Annotated in this window: 17 protein-coding genes, 1 pseudogene and 1 riboswitch; of the genes and pseudogenes, 5 read left to right on the top strand and 13 right to left on the bottom strand. The window is 72.9% G+C overall.

All coding sequences use genetic code 11. The features are described 5' to 3' along the window. Window positions 1-8: 8 nt before the first annotated feature. The 4 genes from AB0C02_RS04965 to AB0C02_RS04950 form a co-directional block, all read right to left on the bottom strand. Complete coding sequence (locus tag AB0C02_RS04965) at window positions 9-632, bottom strand: ATP/GTP-binding protein (RefSeq protein ID WP_357541254.1); 624 nt, start codon at window positions 630-632, stop codon at window positions 9-11. Next, window positions 613-975, bottom strand: a complete 363-nt coding sequence (locus tag AB0C02_RS04960) for a DUF742 domain-containing protein (protein ID WP_357541252.1) — start codon at window positions 973-975, stop codon at window positions 613-615. Before AB0C02_RS04960 ends, AB0C02_RS04965 begins: the two co-directional genes overlap by 20 nt. 62 nt (window positions 976-1,037) lie before the next feature. Beyond that, a complete protein-coding gene (locus tag AB0C02_RS04955; protein WP_109946946.1) occupies window positions 1,038-1,445 on the bottom strand; it encodes a roadblock/LC7 domain-containing protein in 408 nt (135 codons plus the stop codon). Next, entirely contained in the window at window positions 1,442-4,489 is a 3,048-nt protein-coding gene (locus AB0C02_RS04950) for a nitrate- and nitrite sensing domain-containing protein (protein WP_357541249.1), read from the bottom strand. Before AB0C02_RS04950 ends, AB0C02_RS04955 begins: the two co-directional genes overlap by 4 nt. 446 nt (window positions 4,490-4,935) lie before the next feature. Here AB0C02_RS04950 and AB0C02_RS04945 point away from each other — a divergent pair, with 446 nt between their 5' ends. Further along, the gene (locus AB0C02_RS04945; protein ID WP_357541247.1) at window positions 4,936-6,117 is read left to right on the top strand and encodes an ABC transporter substrate-binding protein; all 1,182 of its coding nucleotides are present in this window, start codon (window positions 4,936-4,938) and stop codon (window positions 6,115-6,117) included. 94 nt (window positions 6,118-6,211) lie between these two features. On the opposite strand, the gene AB0C02_RS04940 is transcribed toward AB0C02_RS04945, so the two are convergent. Both AB0C02_RS04940 and AB0C02_RS04935 read right to left on the bottom strand, forming a co-directional pair. Further along, on the bottom strand, window positions 6,212-7,051 hold the full coding sequence (locus AB0C02_RS04940) for an ABC transporter permease (protein WP_357541245.1): 840 nt from the start codon (window positions 7,049-7,051) through the stop codon (window positions 6,212-6,214). A gap of 97 nt (window positions 7,052-7,148) precedes the next feature. Further along, the gene (locus AB0C02_RS04935; protein WP_357541243.1) at window positions 7,149-8,177 is read right to left on the bottom strand and encodes an ABC transporter substrate-binding protein; all 1,029 of its coding nucleotides are present in this window, start codon (window positions 8,175-8,177) and stop codon (window positions 7,149-7,151) included. Between the two features lie 284 nt (window positions 8,178-8,461). On the opposite strand from AB0C02_RS04935, the gene AB0C02_RS04930 reads away from it, so the two are divergent. The 4 genes from AB0C02_RS04930 (at window position 8,462) to AB0C02_RS04915 (ending at window position 13,322) form a co-directional block, all read left to right on the top strand. After that, entirely contained in the window at window positions 8,462-9,301 is an 840-nt protein-coding gene (locus AB0C02_RS04930; protein WP_357541241.1) for an ATP-binding cassette domain-containing protein, read from the top strand. 2 nt (window positions 9,302-9,303) lie between these two features. Continuing rightward, the gene (locus tag AB0C02_RS04925; RefSeq protein WP_357541239.1) at window positions 9,304-10,254 is read left to right on the top strand and encodes an LLM class F420-dependent oxidoreductase; all 951 of its coding nucleotides are present in this window, start codon (window positions 9,304-9,306) and stop codon (window positions 10,252-10,254) included. Further along, window positions 10,251-10,559, top strand: a complete 309-nt coding sequence (locus AB0C02_RS04920) for a cupin (protein WP_357541237.1) — start codon at window positions 10,251-10,253, stop codon at window positions 10,557-10,559. Before AB0C02_RS04925 ends, AB0C02_RS04920 begins: the two co-directional genes overlap by 4 nt. 84 nt (window positions 10,560-10,643) lie before the next feature. Then, window positions 10,644-13,322: a hypothetical protein gene (locus AB0C02_RS04915; RefSeq protein ID WP_357541235.1), complete on the top strand. Its 2,679-nt coding sequence runs from the start codon at window positions 10,644-10,646 to the stop codon at window positions 13,320-13,322. 33 nt (window positions 13,323-13,355) lie between these two features. Here AB0C02_RS04915 and thiC read toward each other — a convergent pair whose 3' ends face one another. The 7 genes and pseudogenes from thiC to AB0C02_RS04880 form a co-directional block, all read right to left on the bottom strand. After that, on the bottom strand, window positions 13,356-14,948 hold the full coding sequence (gene thiC, locus AB0C02_RS04910) for a phosphomethylpyrimidine synthase ThiC (RefSeq protein ID WP_357541233.1): 1,593 nt from the start codon (window positions 14,946-14,948) through the stop codon (window positions 13,356-13,358). Between the two features lie 17 nt (window positions 14,949-14,965). Further along, a complete protein-coding gene (gene thiD / locus AB0C02_RS04905; RefSeq protein ID WP_357541794.1) occupies window positions 14,966-15,754 on the bottom strand; it encodes a bifunctional hydroxymethylpyrimidine kinase/phosphomethylpyrimidine kinase in 789 nt (262 codons plus the stop codon). A gap of 99 nt (window positions 15,755-15,853) precedes the next feature. Beyond that, window positions 15,854-16,417, bottom strand: a pseudogene (locus AB0C02_RS04900) (thiamine phosphate synthase); the annotation flags it as partial. A 77-nt stretch (window positions 16,418-16,494) separates the two neighbouring features. After that, a complete protein-coding gene (locus tag AB0C02_RS04895) occupies window positions 16,495-17,274 on the bottom strand; it encodes a thiazole synthase (protein ID WP_357541231.1) in 780 nt (259 codons plus the stop codon). Continuing rightward, complete coding sequence (gene thiS / locus AB0C02_RS04890) at window positions 17,271-17,471, bottom strand: sulfur carrier protein ThiS (RefSeq protein ID WP_357541229.1); 201 nt, start codon at window positions 17,469-17,471, stop codon at window positions 17,271-17,273. Before thiS ends, AB0C02_RS04895 begins: the two co-directional genes overlap by 4 nt. Then, window positions 17,462-18,598, bottom strand: coding sequence for a glycine oxidase ThiO (thiO, locus tag AB0C02_RS04885; protein WP_357541227.1), 1,137 nt, complete (start codon window positions 18,596-18,598; stop codon window positions 17,462-17,464). The genes thiS and thiO overlap by 10 nt, the downstream gene beginning before the upstream one ends. Beyond that, entirely contained in the window at window positions 18,592-19,218 is a 627-nt protein-coding gene (locus tag AB0C02_RS04880; RefSeq protein ID WP_357541225.1) for a thiamine phosphate synthase, read from the bottom strand. The genes thiO and AB0C02_RS04880 overlap by 7 nt, the downstream gene beginning before the upstream one ends. Next, a riboswitch (TPP riboswitch) is annotated at window positions 19,213-19,321 on the bottom strand. (Overlaps the previous gene by 6 nt.) Window positions 19,322-19,346: the final 25 nt, after the last annotated feature.

Raw genomic sequence — 19,346 nt, 5'->3', positions numbered from 1 at the left:
AGCCGGCGTCAGCCGACCGGGGCCGGGTAGCCACGTTCGTGCTCGGCCTGAAGGCGGAGCATGGCGTGCTCGACGACGGTCACCAGCACCTGCTTGACCGACTCGCGCTGCCGGGCGTCACACAGCACCAACGGCACGTCCGGCGAGATCGCCAGCGCCTCGCGAACCTCCTCCACCTCGTACAACGGGGCGCCGTCGAACCGGTTCAGCGCCACCACGTACGGCAGGTTGCGGTTCTCGAAGTAGTCCAGCGGGGCGAACGCATCGGTGATCCGCCGGGTGTCCACCAGCACGGCGGCCCCCACCGCACCCCGGATGATCTCGTCCCACATGAACCAGAAGCGGGTCTGGCCCGGCGTGCCGAACAGATAGAGGATCAGGTCCTGGGCCATGGTGATCCGGCCAAAGTCCATGGCGACCGTGGTGGTCTCCTTGCCGGGCACCTTCGACGGGTCGTCGATGCCCACGCCGGCCGCGGTCATCAGCGCCTCGGTCTTCAGCGGAGTGATCTCGGAAATCGCCCCAACCAGGGTGGTCTTGCCCACCCCGAAGCCACCCGCGATCACGATCTTCGCGGAGATGATCTCCCGGCTGCGGTTCGCCCCGTCGGGGTCATAGTTCGCGAAGTCCACTTAGCACCCTTCCAAGCAGGTTCATCCGCTCCTGGAATCCGGTCGCGGGAGCGGCAGTGTGTAGCGTCAGCAGGCCCTCGGCCACCATGTCGGCGACCAGCACCCGGGTGACGCCCAGCGGCATCCGGGTGTACGCGGCGATCTCCGCCAGCGACTGTGCCCGGCCTTCGCAGACCGTGGCGATGCGGTACTTGTCGTGCCCGGCGAACCGCGCCTCGGCCGACTGGGTGAAATTGCACGACAGCACCGCCTCGAGCGCGATGTTCTGCAACGGCTCGGTGCGGCCACGGGTGACCGCGTACGGTCGCACCAGCGCCCCACGCGGATCCCGCCGTGGTTCCATCTCGCGATCACCTCCCCTTCCGTACGGAGCCGGACCGGCTCCGGATCACGTCCGCCGCCCGATCACGACCGGACGGCATCCCTCGGCAGCGGAACCAGGGCCTGACCGACCCGTTCCACCAGCAGCGCCATCTCGTACCCCACCTGGCCGACGTCGCAGCTGCGGGCAGCCAGCACCGCCATCGACGAGCCGTCGCTGATCGACATGAGGAAGAGGTATCCGCTGTCCATCTCGATGACCGTCTGCAGCACCCCACCGGCGCTGAACATCCGGGCGGCGCCCTCGGTCAGGCTCACCACGCCGGAGGTGATCGCGGCGAGCTGGTCGGCCCGGTCCGTCGGCAGATCGCGGGAGGAGGCGAGCAGCAACCCGTCCGCGGACACCGCCACCACGTGGGCGATGCCCGCCACGCTGTCGGCGAAGTTGGTGAGCAGCCAACCCATGTCCTGCATGGCCGCCGGCCTGTTCATTGGTTCGTCTCCTTGTTCGAGGTGCTGTTCAGGTCCGCGCCGGCCGTCCGGCCCCGCTGCACACCGCGGTGGTAGGCCGACAGCAGTCCGCGTACTTCGTCCGGCGTCCGCCGGGTGTGGGACCGGGCGCCCTTGGGCTCGACGCCGCCGGGCACGAGCTGGGCCTGCGGCACCCGCTTGGGCAGGCCGGAGCGGGTGGTGCCGGCGTTGCTGGGCTCCGCGGCCTGGCTGGCCCGTGACCAGCCCTCGTCGGCCGCCGTTCGCCAGGCCTCCGCGTTGGCCGTCGGTGGCGACGGGGGTACGGCGGCGGGCGGGGGTACGGCGGCGGGCGGGGTGGCCGGCGGCGGCACCGCCGGCGGGGTGTACGGCGGGGGCGTGGTCAGCCCCGACGCCTGGGCCCCCGGGGTGCGGCTCGGCAGCGGCGGCCTCGGCGGCGGCGAAGCCGTGGCGACCGGCTGCGTCGCGGCGGGCGGCGGCTCGTCGTCGAATCGCGGTCGGGTGAAGATCGTGGTTTCGTCGTTGCCGTGCGAGCGGAACCAGACCGCTTCCATCTCCCGGAAGATCGGCGCCTCGGCCGGCTGCTCGGGCTGGGCCACCACCGGCGCGGCCGGCGCCGGAGGTACCGCCGCGACCGACTGGTACGCCGGCGCGGCCGGGTAGGCCGGCGGAACGGCGGCGGTCGGCGCACCCGTCTCGGCACTGGGAGCCCGCTTCGGTAGCGCATCGAGCGTGGGGTACGTGACGGTGGGGCCACCGGCCGACCAGCCGGCACCGGACACCGGGGTCGACGGCGCGGGCGGGACCGGATCGGCCGTCGGCCCACTCGGCAGGGCGCCGCTCGCCCCGCCCAACTGCACGGCCGGGCCGGTGTCCCGCGCCTCGGCCGCGGTCTGCCAACGGGCGGGCGGCGGCGTTGCGGCGGGCCACTGGTCGGTGAGGGTCGCCGTGCCGCCCCGCCCCGCGCCGGCCAGCGGGTCGGCCGGGGCAGCGCCCCGGCTCGCCGGAGACTGTTCGACAGCGAGCGGCTGGCGCGGCCGGGGCAGCGAGGCCTGGCCCCGGTTCGCCGGCAGCACCACGGCGGAGTTGGGCAGGGTCACCTGGGCGACGGTGCCGCCCTCGACGTTGCGTCGCAGCTCCACCCGGATGCCGTAGCGGGAGGCGAGCCGGCTCACCACGGCGAGACCCATGAGCCGGAACGCGGCCACGTCGACCGTCGGCGGGGCGGCCAGACGCCGGTTCAGCGAGTCGAGCTGCTCGTCGGTCAGGCCGAGGCCGCGGTCCTCGACCTGAATCAGCACGTAGTCCCGGATCCGCCGGCCGTCGGCGACCACGATGGTGTTCGGCGGCGAGAACCGGGTGGCGTTGTCGAGCAGCTCCGCGACGAGACGAACCACGTCGTTGACCGCGTGCGCGGCGACGGAGATGTCGGTGTCGACGGTGCCGAACTCGATCCGGTTGTAGAGCTCCACCTCGGACTGGGCGGCCCGCAGCACGTCGATCAGGAGCGCGTCGTCCCGGCGCGGCACGGCCGAGTCGGCGCCCGCCAGCACCAGCAGGTTCTCGTCGTTGCGGCGCATTCGGGTGGCCAGGTGGTCGAGCTCGAAGAGCTGCGCGAGCCGCTTCGGGTCCTCCTCGCCGCGCTCGATCGCGTCCAGCTCGCCGATCATGCGGTCGACCAGGTTCTGCGAGCGCCGGGCCAGGTTGAGGAACATCGCCGAGACGCTGGTCCGCAGCGCGGCCTGCTCGGCCGCCACCCGGACCGCCTCCCGGTGGACCACGTTGAAGGCCGCCGCCACCTGGCCGATCTCGTCGCGGTTGGTCAGCTTGATCGGGTCCCGGACCTGCTGGACGATCTCGTCCACACCGCCGTCGCCGATCGCCTGGACGTTCTGCAGCTGGCTCACCGCGTCCGGCAGGTCATGGTTCGCCACCGCCAGGGCGCCCTCGCGCAGCCGGCGCAGCGACTCGTTGAGCGAGCGGGCGAGCACCACGGCCAGCGTCACGGCGATGGCCAGCGTGAGCAGGACCAGCAGGCTCTCGACGACGGCCTGCCGGATCACGTCGGCGCGGACCTGGTCGGCCGCGTTGAGCAGCCGCTGCTGGAGCTGGATCTCGGCCCACCGCATCAGGTCGTTGACCGCGCCGATGGCGGTGGCGGCGTCGTCCCTCTTGACCGCGGGCGCCTGCCCGACCGAGCGGGACAGGTCGCTCGCCACCCGGTCGGCGAGCTGCACCGCGTCACCGGAGACGGTGCTGTCCACCAGGGACCGCTGTGCTGGCTCGGCGGCCCGGGAGAAGGCGAGCAGCGCCTCCTGCTGGGCGGTCATCGTGGTCAGGAAGGAGGAGAACTCCTCCTCGTCGAGTCGGCCGCTGGCGAGCGCGGCGAAGACGACCGCCTGCTCCTCGGCGACCTCCGCCTTGGCGTGGGCGAACGCGGCCACCGCGCGGCGGGCGTCGGCGATCTGCTCCGCGCCGGGCTGCTGGGCCAGGGTGTCGCCGTACGCGACGAGGTCCTTGAGGACGATGCCGTAGCGCAGGATCGCCTCGGCCACCGGCATCTGCTGCCGGTCCAGCACCTCCTGCCGGGTGCTGTTCAGCGTGGCGAGGTGGTCGTCGATCACCTGGAGCCGGGAACGGACCGAGGCCGGCACGTCGCCGAGCCGCCCCCGCTCCTGCCGGTACGTCGCGATCCGCTCGTCGGTGCGCCGTACCCGCAGGTTGTAGTTTTCCCCCTTGTTCGACCCGTTGTTCGGCCCGGCCAGGTAGGCGGCCGCCGCCATCCGCTCCTTGTGCAGGTCGTCGGCGAGCGCCGAGACGTCCATCGACAACGCGGTCAGCGATCGGATCTGGGTGGCCTCGTACGCGCCCTGGCCGACCGAAACGAGTCGGATAGTTGCCAGTGCGATGACCGCGGCGACCGGGACGACCAGGATGAGGGCGAGCTTGGAACGGATGCGCGCGTCACGAAGCCGAGGCAGCCGCCGTCGCCGCTTTCGCTGATCGGCGTCGGGGCTCTCGGGCAGGGTCGTAGGTCCGGTGCTCACGACATCGCCTCCGTCGTATCTTCCACGCCCGCCCCGCCGACCCGTGCCTGGTACAGCGGCCAGCGCCACGCGCGGCACGGCCGGAATTTCATCAAAGATGATCCCGTTTGGGAAGCCGCGGCGGGGCAGGAAACGGTCGGCGGGGCTTCAACCCGTGCTCCGGTCAACTAATACCTTCTTTTCCCCAGGCCCCTGAACTGGGCATGTGACCCCAGGTGGCCGGTCGTATCTGCGCGGTGATCACCCGCCGGCTCCCCGCAACCCCAATATGTGGGATGGGCGTCCCGAAAACGGCTTCCGCATCCGCGCTTGACCACAGGGCCCGGCATTGGCAAGGTTTTGCAGGCTTCGCGCACACCGTACGGCAAACAATCCCGTCGCTCCAATGAGGACGGACGAGCGGCGGTGATCGGGCGTAACGCCCGCCCCGCACCTGGAGGACAGAGTTGAGCCCCATCCGCTCCGCGAGCATCGCGGCGCTCGCATCGGCCGTGCTGGCCACCACGCTCACCGGCTGCAGGTTCGGCGGGGAGCAGCAGAACATGAGCCCGATCGTGATCGCCGCGGACCTCGAACTCTCCGGCGCCTCCGCGCCCGCCGGCAAGGTGTACCAACGGGCGCTGGAACTGAAGGTCGAGCAGTTGAACTCCTCCGGCGCGCTGGGCGGCCGGGAGATTAAACTCAAGGTGAAGGACAATCGCTCCGACGCCGCCGAGTCCCTGCGCAACATCAACGAATTCAGCGCGGACTCGAGCGTCAGCGCCATCATCATGGGTGGTTGCAACGAATGTGCGGTCGGCGCCGCCCGGACGATCGGCGACAAGGGGGTGCCGACCATCGCGCTCGCCTCCTCCGCCGCCGTCACCGAACCGATCGCCGACCGCCACTACATGTTCAAGCTGGCACCGAACGCGACCGACAGCGCCGCGACCCTCACCGTCGAGCTGGGCCGCCGCAAGATTCGCAAGGTGGCCGTGCTGCACAGCTCCGACAGCTACGGCGAGGAAGGGCTCGCCGCCCTGCAACGTGAGTTCGACAAGACCGGCGTCAAGCTGCAGCAGGCCGAGGCGGTACGCCCGACCGACACCGACGTCAGCGGCCAGGTCGGTGACCTGCTCGCGAAGAACCCGCAGGCGCTGATCGTCTGGGCCTCGTCCGAGCAGGCCGCGCGGGCGGCCGCCCGCGCCCGGCAGGCCAACTTCGAGGGCTCGCTGTTCTTCGACGCTGCGGCGGCCGGCGAGCTCTTCCTCGGCGCCTCGGCCCGCTCGACGGAACAGGCCACGCTGATCTTCACCCAGACCATGGTGATCGACGACGTCATCGCCACCACCCCGGCCAAGGCCGCACGCCGGCAGTGGTTCCAGGACTACACCGCCCGCTTCGGCGGCTACCACGGCTCCTCGTCGTTCGCCGCCGACGCGGTCCAGCTCATCGCCGAAGCCGAACTGCGCGCCGGCGGCAAACCCGGCACGGTGGACCGGAGCACGCTGCGCGACATCCTGGAGACCTCGCAGCTCGACGGGCTCACGGGCCCGATCCGGATGACCCCGGACAACCACTCCGGGCTGATGCCGCAGGCGCTGACGACGCTCGTGGCTCGGGGTGGGCGCTGGCGACTGGCCGGCTAGGGGTTGCTCTTGGTGGTGTGGCCCGACCGCAACCGGCTCCGGGCGGTCAGGCTTGATCCCTCCGCCGGTTGCGGTCGGGCCACACCTTCGGTGGTCAGCGGGCGGAGGTGGTGGCTTTCACCCAGGGGAGGGCGAGGCGTTCGACGAGGGTGAGGGCGGCGTAGAGCAGGATGCTCATCATCGCGACCAGCATGATCGCCGCCCAGGCCGTCGAGAATTCCCCCACGCCGTTGTACTGAAGGATCTGGTAGCCCAGCCCGGGCCGGTCCGAGTAGAACTCTCCGATCACCGCGCCGATCGCGGCGAGCGGCATCGCCACCTTCAGCCCGACGAAGATCTGCGGCAGGGCGGCCGGCAACCGCACCTTGCGGAACGACTGCCACCACGACGCGTTCAACGCCCGGGCCAGCTCGGCCAGGTCGGCCGGGGTGGTGGTCAGCCCGGTCACGGTGGAGAGCACGATCGGGAAGAAGCACAGCAGGAACACCATGGTCAGGATCGGCTTCTGTCCCCAGCCGACCACGACCACCAGCAGCGGGCCGAACGCGATCTTCGGCACCGCGTTGACCGCCACCAGCAGCGGGGCGAACATCCGCTCCACCCGCCGGGAGGCGGCCAGGGCCATCCCGATCAGCACGCCGGCGACCGTCGACAGCAGGAAGCCGTAGAGCGTCATCCAGGTGGTGCTCGCCAGCGCCGGCAGCAGCACGTGGGCCGTCCCGGTCAGCGCGGCCCACACGTCCTGCGGCGGCGGCAGCGCCGCCGAGGGGACCAGGTGCAGGCCCGAGGTGACCAGCCACCAGGCCGCCACCACGATCACCACCCCGAGCGCCGGCAGGGCCACCACCGCCGGGCGTACCGTGAGCCGGCGCGACGTGGCCCTAGGTGGTGCCCCGCCCGGTGTCCCGGGGGCGGCCTTGGTCAACTGCGTCAAGGTGTCCTCCTCTCTCGGCCGGCCGAACGACCGGCACGCGAAGGGGGTGCGCCCCGCCATGACGGCGGAGCGCACCCCCGATGTCCGAGCCGGCCGGTCAGGCCTTCGGCACGAGGTCGAAGTCGATGAACTGCTCGGGGGTGAGGTCCTGCTTGAGCGCGCCCGCGCCCTGCAGCAGGGCGATGCTCTTGGCGACCCGGCCGCTGTCCAGGGTGCCGATCGCGGTGCCGGAGTTGCTGGACCGGACGTACGCGGCCATCAACTCGAGCTCGGCCTTGGCCGCGGCCGGGTTGGTCGCATCCACGTTCTGCTTCAGGATGTCCGCCGCCTCCTGCGGGTTGGCCAGGGCGTACTCGAGGCCCTTGAGCAGCGCCGCGGTGAACTTCTTGACCATCTCCGGCTTCTCCTTGGCAATCTTCGCGGAGGTGATCAGCGCGTTGCCGTAGAGGTCCTGCATGACGTTGCTGTAGGGCAGCACGACCGGCGTCTTCTTGGTCACCGCCGCGACTGTGGGCTGACCGACGACGAACTGGCCGATGCCGTCGACCGAGCCGGAGCCGAGCATGCCCATCAGGGCCTGCGGTTCACCGTTGACCCAGGTCACCTTGCTGCCGTCGATGCCGGCCAGCCGCGCGTACGTCGGGAAGAGGTTGCGCACGACGGAGCCGGGGGCGTCGGCGAGCTTCTTGCCCTCCAGGTCCTTCGGGGTCGCGATGTTGTTGCCGTCGACCGAGACGATGGCGGCCATGGTCCGCTGCTGGATCGCGGCCACCACGACGAAGTCCTTGGCATCGCCGTTGCCCACCTGGAGAATGCCGCCGGTCAGGTCGATCGGCCCGAAGTCGGCCTGACCGCCGGTGACGGTCTGGATGACCCCGCCGGTGCCCTGCCCGGGCTTGATGTCGACGTCGAAGCCGGCCTCCTTGAAGAAGCCCTTCTCCTTCGCCACCCAGGCGTACGAGTCACGGCCGAAGTTGCCGAACGAGGTGAGATAGGTCACCTTCTCCAGCGCGCCGCCCGTGCCCTTGGCGTCATCGGACTTGCCCGAGTCGCTGCTGCAGGCCGAGACCAGGGCGAGTGCGGTGGCCAGCGCGGCGGCGGCGACCGTACGGGTCAGCCTTCTCATCTATGCACCATGTCCTTTCCGGCCGGGCCATGTTCGCCCGGACGGGTCGTTTGATCCGACGGTGCCGGCGGTAGGAGCGAGCCGACAGGACCGTCGTGGGGGGACTCTTCGCGCGCAACAGCGTACGAGAAGGCCACTGAACGCCGTCAGGCGTACGGGTTGCGGAACGGAAACGAAGTTGTCCGACGGAAAGTGGGCTGCCGTCCACCCCTGACAGTGCTAAGGGGAACAAGCCGATACGCTAGGCCGGCTCGCGTTCGAGACGTGGAAGGAGCCGGCGGCAGATGATCCGACTGTCCGGGGTGTCCCGCACCTTCGACGGCCGTTCTGGGCGGGTCGAGGCGGTGCGCGGCATCGACCTCGACGTGGCGGAGGGCGAGTTCGTCGCCATCCTCGGCCGATCCGGCTGCGGCAAGTCGACCCTGCTCCGCATGATCGCCGGGTTGCTCCCGGTGACCGGCGGAGAGATCACCGTCGGCGGCACGCCGATCACGAAGCCACGCCGGGACATCGCCATGCTGTTCCAGCGTCCGGCGCTGCTGCCCTGGCGCTCGGTGCTGGACAACGTCCTGCTTCCGGTCGAGATCTTCGGCTGGAGCCGGGCGAAGCACCGCGACCGGGCCCGGGCCCTGCTGGAGATGGCCGGGCTGGGCGGCTTCGAGAAACGCCTGCCGCACGAGCTGTCCGGCGGCATGCAGCAGCGGGTCTCGCTCTGCCGGTCGCTGATCGGCGAACCGCGCGTGATGCTGATGGACGAGCCCTTCTCGGCGCTCGACGCGCTCACCCGGGAGGAGCTCTCCGGCGAGCTCCAGCGGGTGCACATGGAGACGAGGGCGACCATCGTCTTCGTCACCCACTCGATCGACGAGGCGGTGCTGCTCGCCGACCGGGTGGTCGTGCTCAGCCCGCGGCCCGGCCGGATCCGCAAGGTGGTCGAGGTCGACGTACCTCGGCCGCGCACCCTGGGCCGCAACGCGCACCTGGCCGACGTGGCCCGAATCAGCGCCGACCTGCACGAGCTGCTGATGGAGCGGAACCCCCCGGACGTACCGGCGCCGGCCGGCCCCGGCGGAGCCGTCAACCCGACGCAGACCCCGGCGCGGGCCGGCTCCGGAGGTCGCTGACCATGCGCGTGTCCGTGTTCACCGAACCGCACCGCGGGGCCAGCTACGACGACCAACTCCGGTTCGCCCGGCGGGTCGAGGAGACCGGCTTCGAGGGCTTCCTCCGCGCCGACCACTACCGGTCGATGGGCGACGACCCGGGGCTGCCCGGCCCCACCGACGCCTGGCTGACGCTCGCCGCGCTGGCCCGGGAGACCTCCCGGATCCGGCTCGGCACCCTGGTCACCTCGGCCACCTTCCGGCTGCCCGGGCCGCTGGCCGTGCAGGTGGCCCAGGTCGACCAGATGAGCGGCGGCCGGATCGAGCTGGGCATCGGCGCCGGCTGGTACGAGCGGGAGCACACCGCGTACGGCATCCCCTTCCCCGCCATCGGTGAACGGTTCGACCGGCTGGCCGAGCAGCTGGAGATCATCACCGGGCTGTGGGGCACCCCGGCGGGCGAGACGTACAGCTTCAAGGGCGAGCACTACCAGCTCGTCGACGCGCCCGCGCTGCCCAAGCCGGTGCAGCGCCCCGGCCCGCCGGTGATCATCGGCGGCCGGGGCCCGAAGCGCACCCCCGAGCTGGCCGCCCGGTACGCCGACGAGTTCAACGTGCCGTTCAAGGGCGTCGCCGAGACGGCCGACGCGTACCAGCGGGTGCGGGCGGCGTGCGACCGGGTCGGGCGCACCGGGTCGGGGCGGGAGCCGCTGGTCTTCTCCACCGGGATCGTGGTGGCGATCGGGCGTACCGACGCGGAGGCGCAGCGGCGGGCCGCGCCGCTGCACGTCAAGAGCGCCCTTCCGCCGGAGGATCCGGTGGTCGGCTCCCCCGCGCAGCTCGTCGACCGGCTCGGCGAGTTCGCCGCGATCGGCGCCACCCGGGCGCACCTGCGTCTCATCGACTTCGACGACCTCGACCACCTGGAGCTCATCGCCGCCGAGGTGCTCCCCCAACTGAATGGGACCCGATGACCGACCTCTCCGCCGACGTCGAGCTCGGCCCAGTGGGCCAGGAGATCGTCTACGAGAACGACAAGGTACGCGTCTGGCACATCCGCCTGGAGCCGGGCGAGCGGCAGCCGCTGCACCGGCACGACCACCCCTACCTGGTCATCGCGATCCAGGGGGCCAAGAACGTCGTGCAGACCATCGACGGGCTCACGATCGACGCCGACGAACCAACCGGCGGGGTGGTCTACCGTGACCCGGGCGCGGTGCACATGCTGACCAACGTCGGAGACACGACCTACCTGGCACGTCTGGTCGAACTGAAGTAGCCACCCGGCGTAACCAGGCCGACGCGCCGCGCCGCGCGGCGGCATTGGTGGCGATCGCGGTCACCGGGCCGTAACGTGCCGGGCATGGCCTTTCGGACGTGGGGCAGGCTGCTGCTCACGGCGCTCGGGGTGAGCGTGCTGGCCGGGGCTGGTCAGCTCGGCATCGCGTACGGGATCGGCGTCGTGCGCCTCGACGGCGCGTTCACCGACGACGCGGTCAACCGGTGGCCCGCCCAGCTCGCCTGGGTCGGCTGGTTCGCGGCGGTCGCCGCGGTGGCCGGTGCCGTCGGCACCGCACACCTCGCCCGCCGGGACGGCACCCCGGGTGGCACCAACGAACAGCTCGCCGTCGCCGGCGCCGCCGCGCTGGGCGCGACCGTGGTCGCACCGCTGTGCATGCAACCGGCCCGAGCCGCCGAACTCGGCGGCACCGTCGACCCGGTGTGGGCGGTCGGCATCTGCGCGATCCTCGGCGCGGTGCTCGGGGCGGGAGCGGCGGTTATCGTCCTGCTCAAGCCGCCGTTCGGATGGAACATCGCGCTCACCGCGGCAGCCGTCTGGCTGTTCGCGCTGGTCTCCGTCGCGCCGGCGGTGTCCTCGACTGGGCCGCTGGTCACCGTACGCCTCGGGGTCCTCGAACCGTCGTGGCTGGATGCCGAAACCGCACAGCGCCTGGCCGTGCTGCTCCTGCCCCTGATCGCCCTGCTCGCCGGCGCGGCCGTCGGCGGGCTGGCCCGCCGGCGCGGTCACCTGCCGCTGGTCGGCGGGGCGGCCGGGGCAGCCGGGCCGGTGCTGCTGGCTTTCACGTACCTGACCGCCGGCCCGGGCACCGCTGCCGACCGGTACCAGCTCACTCCCTACTACGGGGCGCTGATCGCGGTCGCCGCCGGCGTGCTCGGCTCGGCCGCCACCACGGTGCTGCGCCGGCCGATCGCGGAGCCGGAGGTCACCGCGCTCCAACCCACCGACATCCTCCAGGCCCTGCCGTCGTTGCCCGCCGCTCCCGGCAACCTGGGCACCGTCGCCGGGCCGGACGCCGACTTTCCGTCGACGGCGGTCGGTGCGGTCGGCGAACCGAACCACCCCGGGGCCGGACCGGAGGGCAGCCCCACCGGAGCGGTGGCCGCCACCCCCGCCCACTGGGACTGGCCGTCGCCCACCGCCGTCACGCCGTCGCCCCGTCGGCCCGAAACCGTTCGGCCGGCCCCCGATCGCACCACCATGGACGAGCCGGGACCGGTGGCCACGATTCCCACCCCGGTCCCACCGGACCCGGACGCTCCCCCGAGCGCCGACCACGACGACGCCGGCATCGACGAGCCGGTCGTCGGACGAAACGCGGAGGACCCGAGGCGGAGCCTGCCGGTGCCGGCGCTGCCGCCCCCGAGGCGGCGTACCTCCGCCATCGACGTGCTCGCCGCCGGCCGCCCGGCACCGCAGCCGCCCGCCGAGCCCGACGAAGGCGCCGCCGCTTCGGCTTCGGACAGGGTTCCCGAGCCGGTGCCCTCGCCGCAACCGAACGTCGCCACGGCGGCGCTGCCGGGTTCGGCGTCGTCGCCGGTTACCGAGGAGCCGCCGGCGAGCCCTCCGGCGGCGGAAACACCAGTGGCGGAAGCGCCGCTGGCGAACCCTCCGGTGGCGGAAGGGCCGGTGGCGGAGGCGCCGCCGGCGAGCCTTCCAGTGGCGGAGACGCCGGTGGCGAGGCCTCCGATGGCGGAGGCGCTGGTGGCGAGGCCTCCGGTGACGGAAGCCCTGGTGGCCGGTGCCACCGAGCCCGACTCGACCGACCCGCGACCGGGCGCGCGGTCCCCGCGCGGCAGCCGTGCGCCGGGCCATGGCGATGAGCCGGCCGGTGCCCCGCCGGATCCCGCGCCCGACCATGACCGAAGGACGCGGAGCTACTTCTTCTCCGACGGCGAACCGGTCGCGAGCAACCTCCCCACCACCGTCGAGGCTCCGGCGTCACCACGCCCGCGCTTCCCGATCTTCGAGGATGCGCCGGACCGGCGAGGCAGCATCCGGCCGGCCTGGCCGGTCGCACCCCCGCCGGCCCGGTCGGTAGTGCCCCCGCCGGGCCGGCCGGTCATCCCCGCGCCGGGCCGGGCGGTCGCGCCGCTCGGCAGCACCGGACCGGACAGCGGCGTCACCACGGACGGCGGCGCCACCACGGACGGCGGCGCCACCACGGACGGCGGCGCCACCACGGACAGCGCCACCACAGACGGCGGCACCACCACGAACAGCGCCACCACAGACGGCGGCACCACCACGAACAGCGCCACCACAGACGGCGGCGCCACCACGGACAGCGCCACCACAGGCGGCGGCGCCACGGACGGCGGCACGCCCGAGCGGACCGGCGCAGCGGCGGACGAGACCAAGGGCGAGCCGATGCCACGCCCTCGACACCAGACCCTCCCTGACCTGAGCCGGGAGGCCCGTTGGGACGCCTTCGCCAACGCCCGGCGCGCGGCCCCGGTCGGCCCGCCGATGGCCGACCGGCACGCCGGCTACGGCGAGGCCGTCGCGACGGGCCCCGCCGCCGAGGTGGAGCCGGCCGGCGGGAAGTCGAAGCTCCGTGGCCTGTTCCGCCGCAACCGGGCCAAGGACGGCGGGCCGGATGACGCCGGCCGGACCGAGCACGCATCGGAGTCGCTGGCGGCGCAGGACGAGGAGTACGTCGACTGGGTCGCCGGACTCGCCTCGGACGGCGACGGGACGGGCGTTCGCTCCCCGCACACCGGCCGCCACCACCGCGACTGATCGGGAGCCGGGCCGGCCCGGCCCCGGACACGCTCAGGCCAACGGCAGGTACACCCGGGCACCGGCGGACCGGAACTCGCCGGACTTGTCCCGCATGCCGCGCGCCGCGTAGTCCTTCAGCTCCTGAGTGATCTTCATGGAGCAGAACTTCGGGCCGCACATCGAGCAGAAGTGCGCCGTCTTGGCCGGCTCGGCGGGGAGCGTCGCGTCGTGGTAGGACCGTGCGGTCTCCGGGTCCAGCGAGAGGTTGAACTGGTCCTCCCAGCGGAACTCGAACCGGGCCTTGGACAGCGCGTCGTCCCAGGCCTGCGCTCCCGGGTGCCCCTTGGCCAGGTCCGCCGCGTGCGCCGCGATCTTGTACGCGATCACGCCCGCCTTGACATCGTCCCGGTCCGGCAGGCCGAGGTGCTCCTTCGGGGTGACGTAACAGAGCATCGCGGTGCCGAACATGCCGATCATCGCGGCGCCGATCGCCGAGGTGATGTGGTCGTAGGCGGGCGCGATGTCCGTGGTCAGCGGGCCCAACGTGTAGAACGGCGCCTCGTGGCACCACTCCTGCTGGAGATCCACGTTCTCCTTGATCTTGTGCATCGGCACGTGCCCAGGCCCCTCGATCATCACCTGCACGTCGTGTGCCCAGGCCACCTCCGTCAGCTCGCCGAGGGTCCGCAGCTCGGCGAACTGCGCCTCGTCGTTGGCGTCCGCGATGGACCCGGGCCGCAGCCCGTCGCCGAGCGAGAACGTCACGTCGTAGCGGGCGAGGATCTCGCACAGCTCCGCGAAGTGGGTGTAGAGGAAGTTCTCCTCGTGGTGGGCCAGGCACCAGGCCGCCATGATCGAGCCGCCTCGGGAGACGATCCCGGTCACCCGGTCCACGGCCAGCGGCACGTACGGCAGCCGCACCCCGGCGTGCACGGTCATGTAGTCGACGCCCTGCTCGGCCTGCTCGACGACGGTCTCCCGGAACACCTCCCAGCTCAGCTTCACCGGGTCGCCGCCGACCTTCTCCAGCGCCTGGTAGATCGGGACGGTGCCGATCGGCGCCGGTGAGTTGCGCACGATCGCCTCGCGGGTCTCGTGGATCCGCTTGCCGGTGGACAGGTCCATCACGGTGTCCGCGCCCCACCGGGTGGCCCAGGTCAGCTTCTCCACCTCCTCGCTGACCGAGGAGGTGACCGCCGAGGTGCCGATGTTGGCGTTCACCTTGACCAGGAACGCCTTGCCGATGATCGCCGGCTCGCACTCGGGGTGGTTGACGTTGAGCGGCAACACCGCCCGCCCCGCGGCGATCTCGTCCCGGACGAACTCCGGCGACATGCCCTCCCGGATCGCCACGAACTCCATCTCCGGCGTCACCAGCCCGGCCCGCGCGTACGCGAGCTGGGTCGGGCGTTTTCCGTCGGCGCCGGCCAGCGGGGTGCCCGCGCCGCGCGCCGGCGCGACGTCACCCCGTTCGGCGATCCACGGTCCGCGCAGCGGTGGCAGCCCCACCACCGGGTCGGAGCCGGGGCCCGAGGTGTCGTAGAGCCGCACCGGCGGGTTGTCCCCGGTCAGCGTCACCTCGGCGAACGGCACCCGGATGTCCGGCCGTGACCCCTCGACGTAGACCTTGCGTCGTGCCTGCATGGCAGTCTCCTGTCGCCTCATGCGGACCAGCCGAAGTGGTCCAGCGGGCCGGGTCCCGCGCCCAGCTCCCAGTCCCGCGCGCCGGCCAGCGCGCGGGTGACGTACTCCTTGGCGGCGGTGACCGCGACCAGTACCGGGTCGTCCGCCGCCAGCCGGACGGCGATCGCCGCCGAGAACGAACAGCCGGTGCCGTGGGTGTGCCGGGTGTCGACCCGGTGCCCCCGCAGCAGCGTGGTTCGCCCGCCGCCGACCAGCACGTCCACCGACTCACCCGCCACGTCCGCGTCGCCGCCGGTCACCACCACGTGCGCCGGGCCGGCGGCGGCAAGGGCCTCGGCCGCCGCGACCATCTCCTCGACCGTGGTCACCGGGTGTCCGGTGAGGGCTGCGGCCTCCGCGCAGTTCGGCGTCGCCACCTCGGCGTACGGCAGCAACCGCTGGACCGCCTCCACCACGCCGAGCCGGTGCCCGCTGGTAGCGACCAGCACCGGGTCGACGACGAGCCGGGGCAGCCGGCCCGCCTCCGCCGCCTCGGCCACCGCGTCGGCGACCGCCGGGGTGCCGAGCATGCCGGTCTTGACCGCGCGTACGTCGAAGTCGCCGAGCACGCTGTCGAGCTGGTCCCGGACGGCCTGCGGGGGCAGTGGCAGGACGGCGTCGACGCCGCGGGTGTTCTGCGCGGTGATCGCGGTGAGCACGCTGGTGCCGTACGCCCCGAGGGCGGCGAAGACCTTGAGGTCGGCCTGGATGCCCGCTCCCGCGCCGGAGTCGCTGCCGGCGATGGTGAGGACTGTCTGCGGTGTCACGTCTCCCCCTTGGTGGTTGCGGTTGGGGGCGGCGACCGCCTCGTGAAAGGCGCTGCCCAGCGGGGTGGTGGCGTTGCGGAAGCTTTCGGTCAGCGTGGTGGCTGCTTCAGCTGGGTCTTTGGCGCGCATGATGGCGCCGAGCACCGCGACGCCGACGGCTCCTGCCTGGACGCACGCCTGCACCTGTGCCGGTGTCTCGATTCCGCCTAGGGCGAGGATCGGCACCGGGCTGAGCCGGGTCAGGTCGGTAAGCCCCGCCGGGAGGAGGGGTGGGCCGTAGCCGGGTTTGGTCTTCGTGGGGAAAACGGGCGAGAGGGTGGCGTAGTCCTCTGTGGTGAGCCGGGCCAACTCGGTGGTGTCGTGGCAGGAGCGGCCGACGAGTCCGACGGCCGGCGGCGGGTACGGGCCGGCGGCGGGCAGGTGCACGGCGTCACCGTCGAGCGGGTCCGGCCCGGCGACGATCAGGGTGCCGCCCACCTCGGCCAGGACCGCCCGCAGTTCGGCGGCGAGCGCGGCCCGTTCCGGGCGCGGCAGGTCCTTCTCCCGCAGCACCACCCACCGCACTCCCCCACCCACCGCCGCCGCGACCACCTCACCCAACGCCCCCCGCGCCCCCCACCGATCCGTGAGCAGCACGACGCCGGACGGCACGAGGCCCGAGATCTTGGAAGATAGCGGCCCCTCCAGGGGCCATTTCCCACCAAGATCCAGAGCCGAAGCCGCGATGTGCGACATCCGGCTCACAGGGTCGGCCTTCCCTCGTGGGGAGTGGAGGGGAGGGCGTGGAGGCGGTGGGGGATGCGGCCGGCGTTGTGGGCCAGGTGCCCGGCTTCTACCGCGTATCGCATGGCCGTGGCCATCGCCACCGGGTCGGCGGCTCGGGTGACCGCGCTGGCCAGCAGCACCGCGTCGCAGCCCAGCTCCATGGCGAGCGCGGCGTCCGAGGCGGTGCCGATGCCGGCGTCCAGGATCACCGGCACGTCCACGCTCTGCCGGATCAGCCGGATGTGGTGCGGGTTGCTCACGCCCAGGCCGGAGCCGATCGGGGCGCCGGCCGGCATCACCGCCGCGCAGCCCACATCGGCCAGCCGCCGGGCCAGGATCGGATCGTCCGAGGTGTACGGCAGCACGGTGAACCCATCCGCCACCAGGTCCTCGGCGGCACGCAGCAGCTCCACCCCGTCGGGCAGGAGTGTGCGCTCGTCGCCGATCACCTCCAGCTTCACCCAGTCCGTGTCGAACGCCTCCCGGGCCAGGTGGGCCACCTTCACCGCCTCTGACGCGGTGTAGCAGCCGGCTGTGTTCGGCAGCAGCCGTACGCCGCACCGGTCGAGCAGGCCGAGCAGGCCGCCGGCGGTGCCCGGCGCGGTGTCCACCCGGCGTAGCGCCAGCGTGACCATCTCGGTGCCGGAGGCACGGATCGCCTGCTCCAGCACGTGCAGGTTGGCGGCACCGCCGGTGCCGAGGATGAGCCGGGAGCCGAAGGCGACCCCGCCGAGTTCGAACGGCATCGCGCTCACCCGCCCTGGGCGGCGCTGAGCACCTCGACGCGGTCGCCGTCGCGCAGCGTGGTCGCCGACCAGCCGCCGCGCGGCACGACCTCGCCGTTGACCGCGACCGCCAGGCCGCGCCGCTGCTCGGTGACCTCCCGGACCACGTCGGCCACGGTCGCTCCGCCGGGCACGGTCCGCCCGACGCCGTTGACGATCAGTTCCACCTGCGCTCCTTCTGGGGTACGAACCGGTCCGGGCTGAACGGGGCGAGCAGCGGGTCCGGCCGGCCGGTGACGATCATTTCGGTGACCAGGTCGGCGGTGACCGGGGTGAGCACGATTCCGTGCCGGTGGTGGCCGGTGGCGGCGAGCACCCCCGGCCGGCCGGGGAGCGGCCCGATGATCGGTGCGTTGTCCGGCGTACCGGGGCGCAGCCCGGCGGACGCCTCGACCAGGTCGTACTCGGCCAGTTCGGGGACCAGGTCGACGGCGGCGCGGAGCAGCCGGAGCACCGCACCGGCGGTCACCTCGGTGTCGACGCGTTCCTCGACGGTCGCCCCGACCACCACCTCCCCGCTGTCCCGGGGCACCAGGTAGATCGACTCGCCGTCGGCGTACCCCCGGATCACATGCCGGAAGCCCGGCGCGCCGCGACCGGGCGCGCGGAGCCGGAGCACCTGCCCCTTCACCGGCCGGACCGGCAGCCCGGTGAGCGCCGCCGCGCCGCAGCCGGCGGCGACCACGGTGACCCGGGCGTCCACGTCGGAGAGCCGGGCGACCGGGGCGGGGCGCAGCGCGACGCCGGCACGCTCGGCCGCCGCCCGCAACGCGGCCACCAGCCGACGCGGGTCGACCTGGTGGTCGCCGGGAGCGACCGCGCCGCCGCGCACCCGCGGGGCCAGCGCCGGCTCCCGGTCCCGCAGCGCCGACGGCCCCAGCGGCGTGATCGACAGCCCCAACCCCTGCTGGTACGACCAGAGCCGACGCGCCTCGGCCAGGTCGTCGGCGGTCAGCCCGACCACCAGCGTGCCGTCGGTGCGGTACCCGATGTCGGTGCCGGCGGCGTCGGCCAACTCGGCCGCGAAGGCCGGCCAGCGGGCGGCGGAGTCGACGAGCAGACCGGTCAGCTCGTGCTCACCGAAGTACGCCTCGGCTACCGGCGACAGCATCCCCGCCGCAACGTGCGCCGCCCCGGAACCCGGTGCCAGATCATGGACGACCACCCGCAGCCCGCGCTGCGCGCACCGCCACGCGATCGCCAGCCCGACCGGCCCCGCCCCCACCACCGCCACATCCGGAAGGAGGGGCCCCCTGTTAACGCCTGCGGTAGAGGAGGGGTCCCCTGTCAACACGTCAGCGCCCCGAGCAGCTCGGCCGTGGTCCGAGCGGGGTCGGCCGCGTTTGACAGCGCCCCGACCACCGCCACCCCGTACGCCCCGGCGGCGCGCAGCGCCGGCATCGACGCGACGGTCACCCCGCCGATCGCGATCACCGGTACGTCCACCGCGTCGGTGACCGCCCTTACCCCGTTCGGGCCGATCGGGTCCGGCAATCCCGCCTTTGTGGTGGTGGCCTGGCAGGGGCCGACGCCCAGGTAGCTGGCTCCGGCGGCGACCGCGGCGAGCGCGGCGACCGGCTCCCGGGCGGTGGCGCCGAGCACGGCGGTGGGGCCGAGCACCCGGCGGGCGGCCCGCACCGGCAGGTCGTCCGCGCCGACGTGACCACCGGCGGCGTCCACCGCGAGCGCCACGTGCAGCCGGTCGTTGACCAGGCACGTCGCCTCGTACGGCCGGCACAGCGCGACGACCCGGCGGGCCAGCTCGTACGCCTCTCGGTCGGTGGCGTCGTCCGCCACCCGGACCTGTACGACCAGCTCGGAACGGGCCACCGGCAGCGCGGCGCGCAGCACACCGAGGGGGTCCCGCCCCGGGCGGGTATCGGTGATCAGATGCAGTCGTCCCAGGGACGGCACGGCAACACTCCTCCCTGCGCCGGCATTACCCGGATCAGGTTCGACGGTCGGAGGCTGCATGCCTCCCTCTCAGCCCGATGCACCGGGCTCCCGTGGGTCACTTGTGGCCTACCGTACGACGCCGATCC

It is taken from the genome of Micromonospora sp. NPDC048999, from assembly GCF_040649295.1.
GTDB lineage: Bacteria > Actinomycetota > Actinomycetes > Mycobacteriales > Micromonosporaceae > Micromonospora.
Note: the sequence above shows the minus strand (reverse complement) of the source record. Positions and strands in the feature narration are given on the sequence as shown.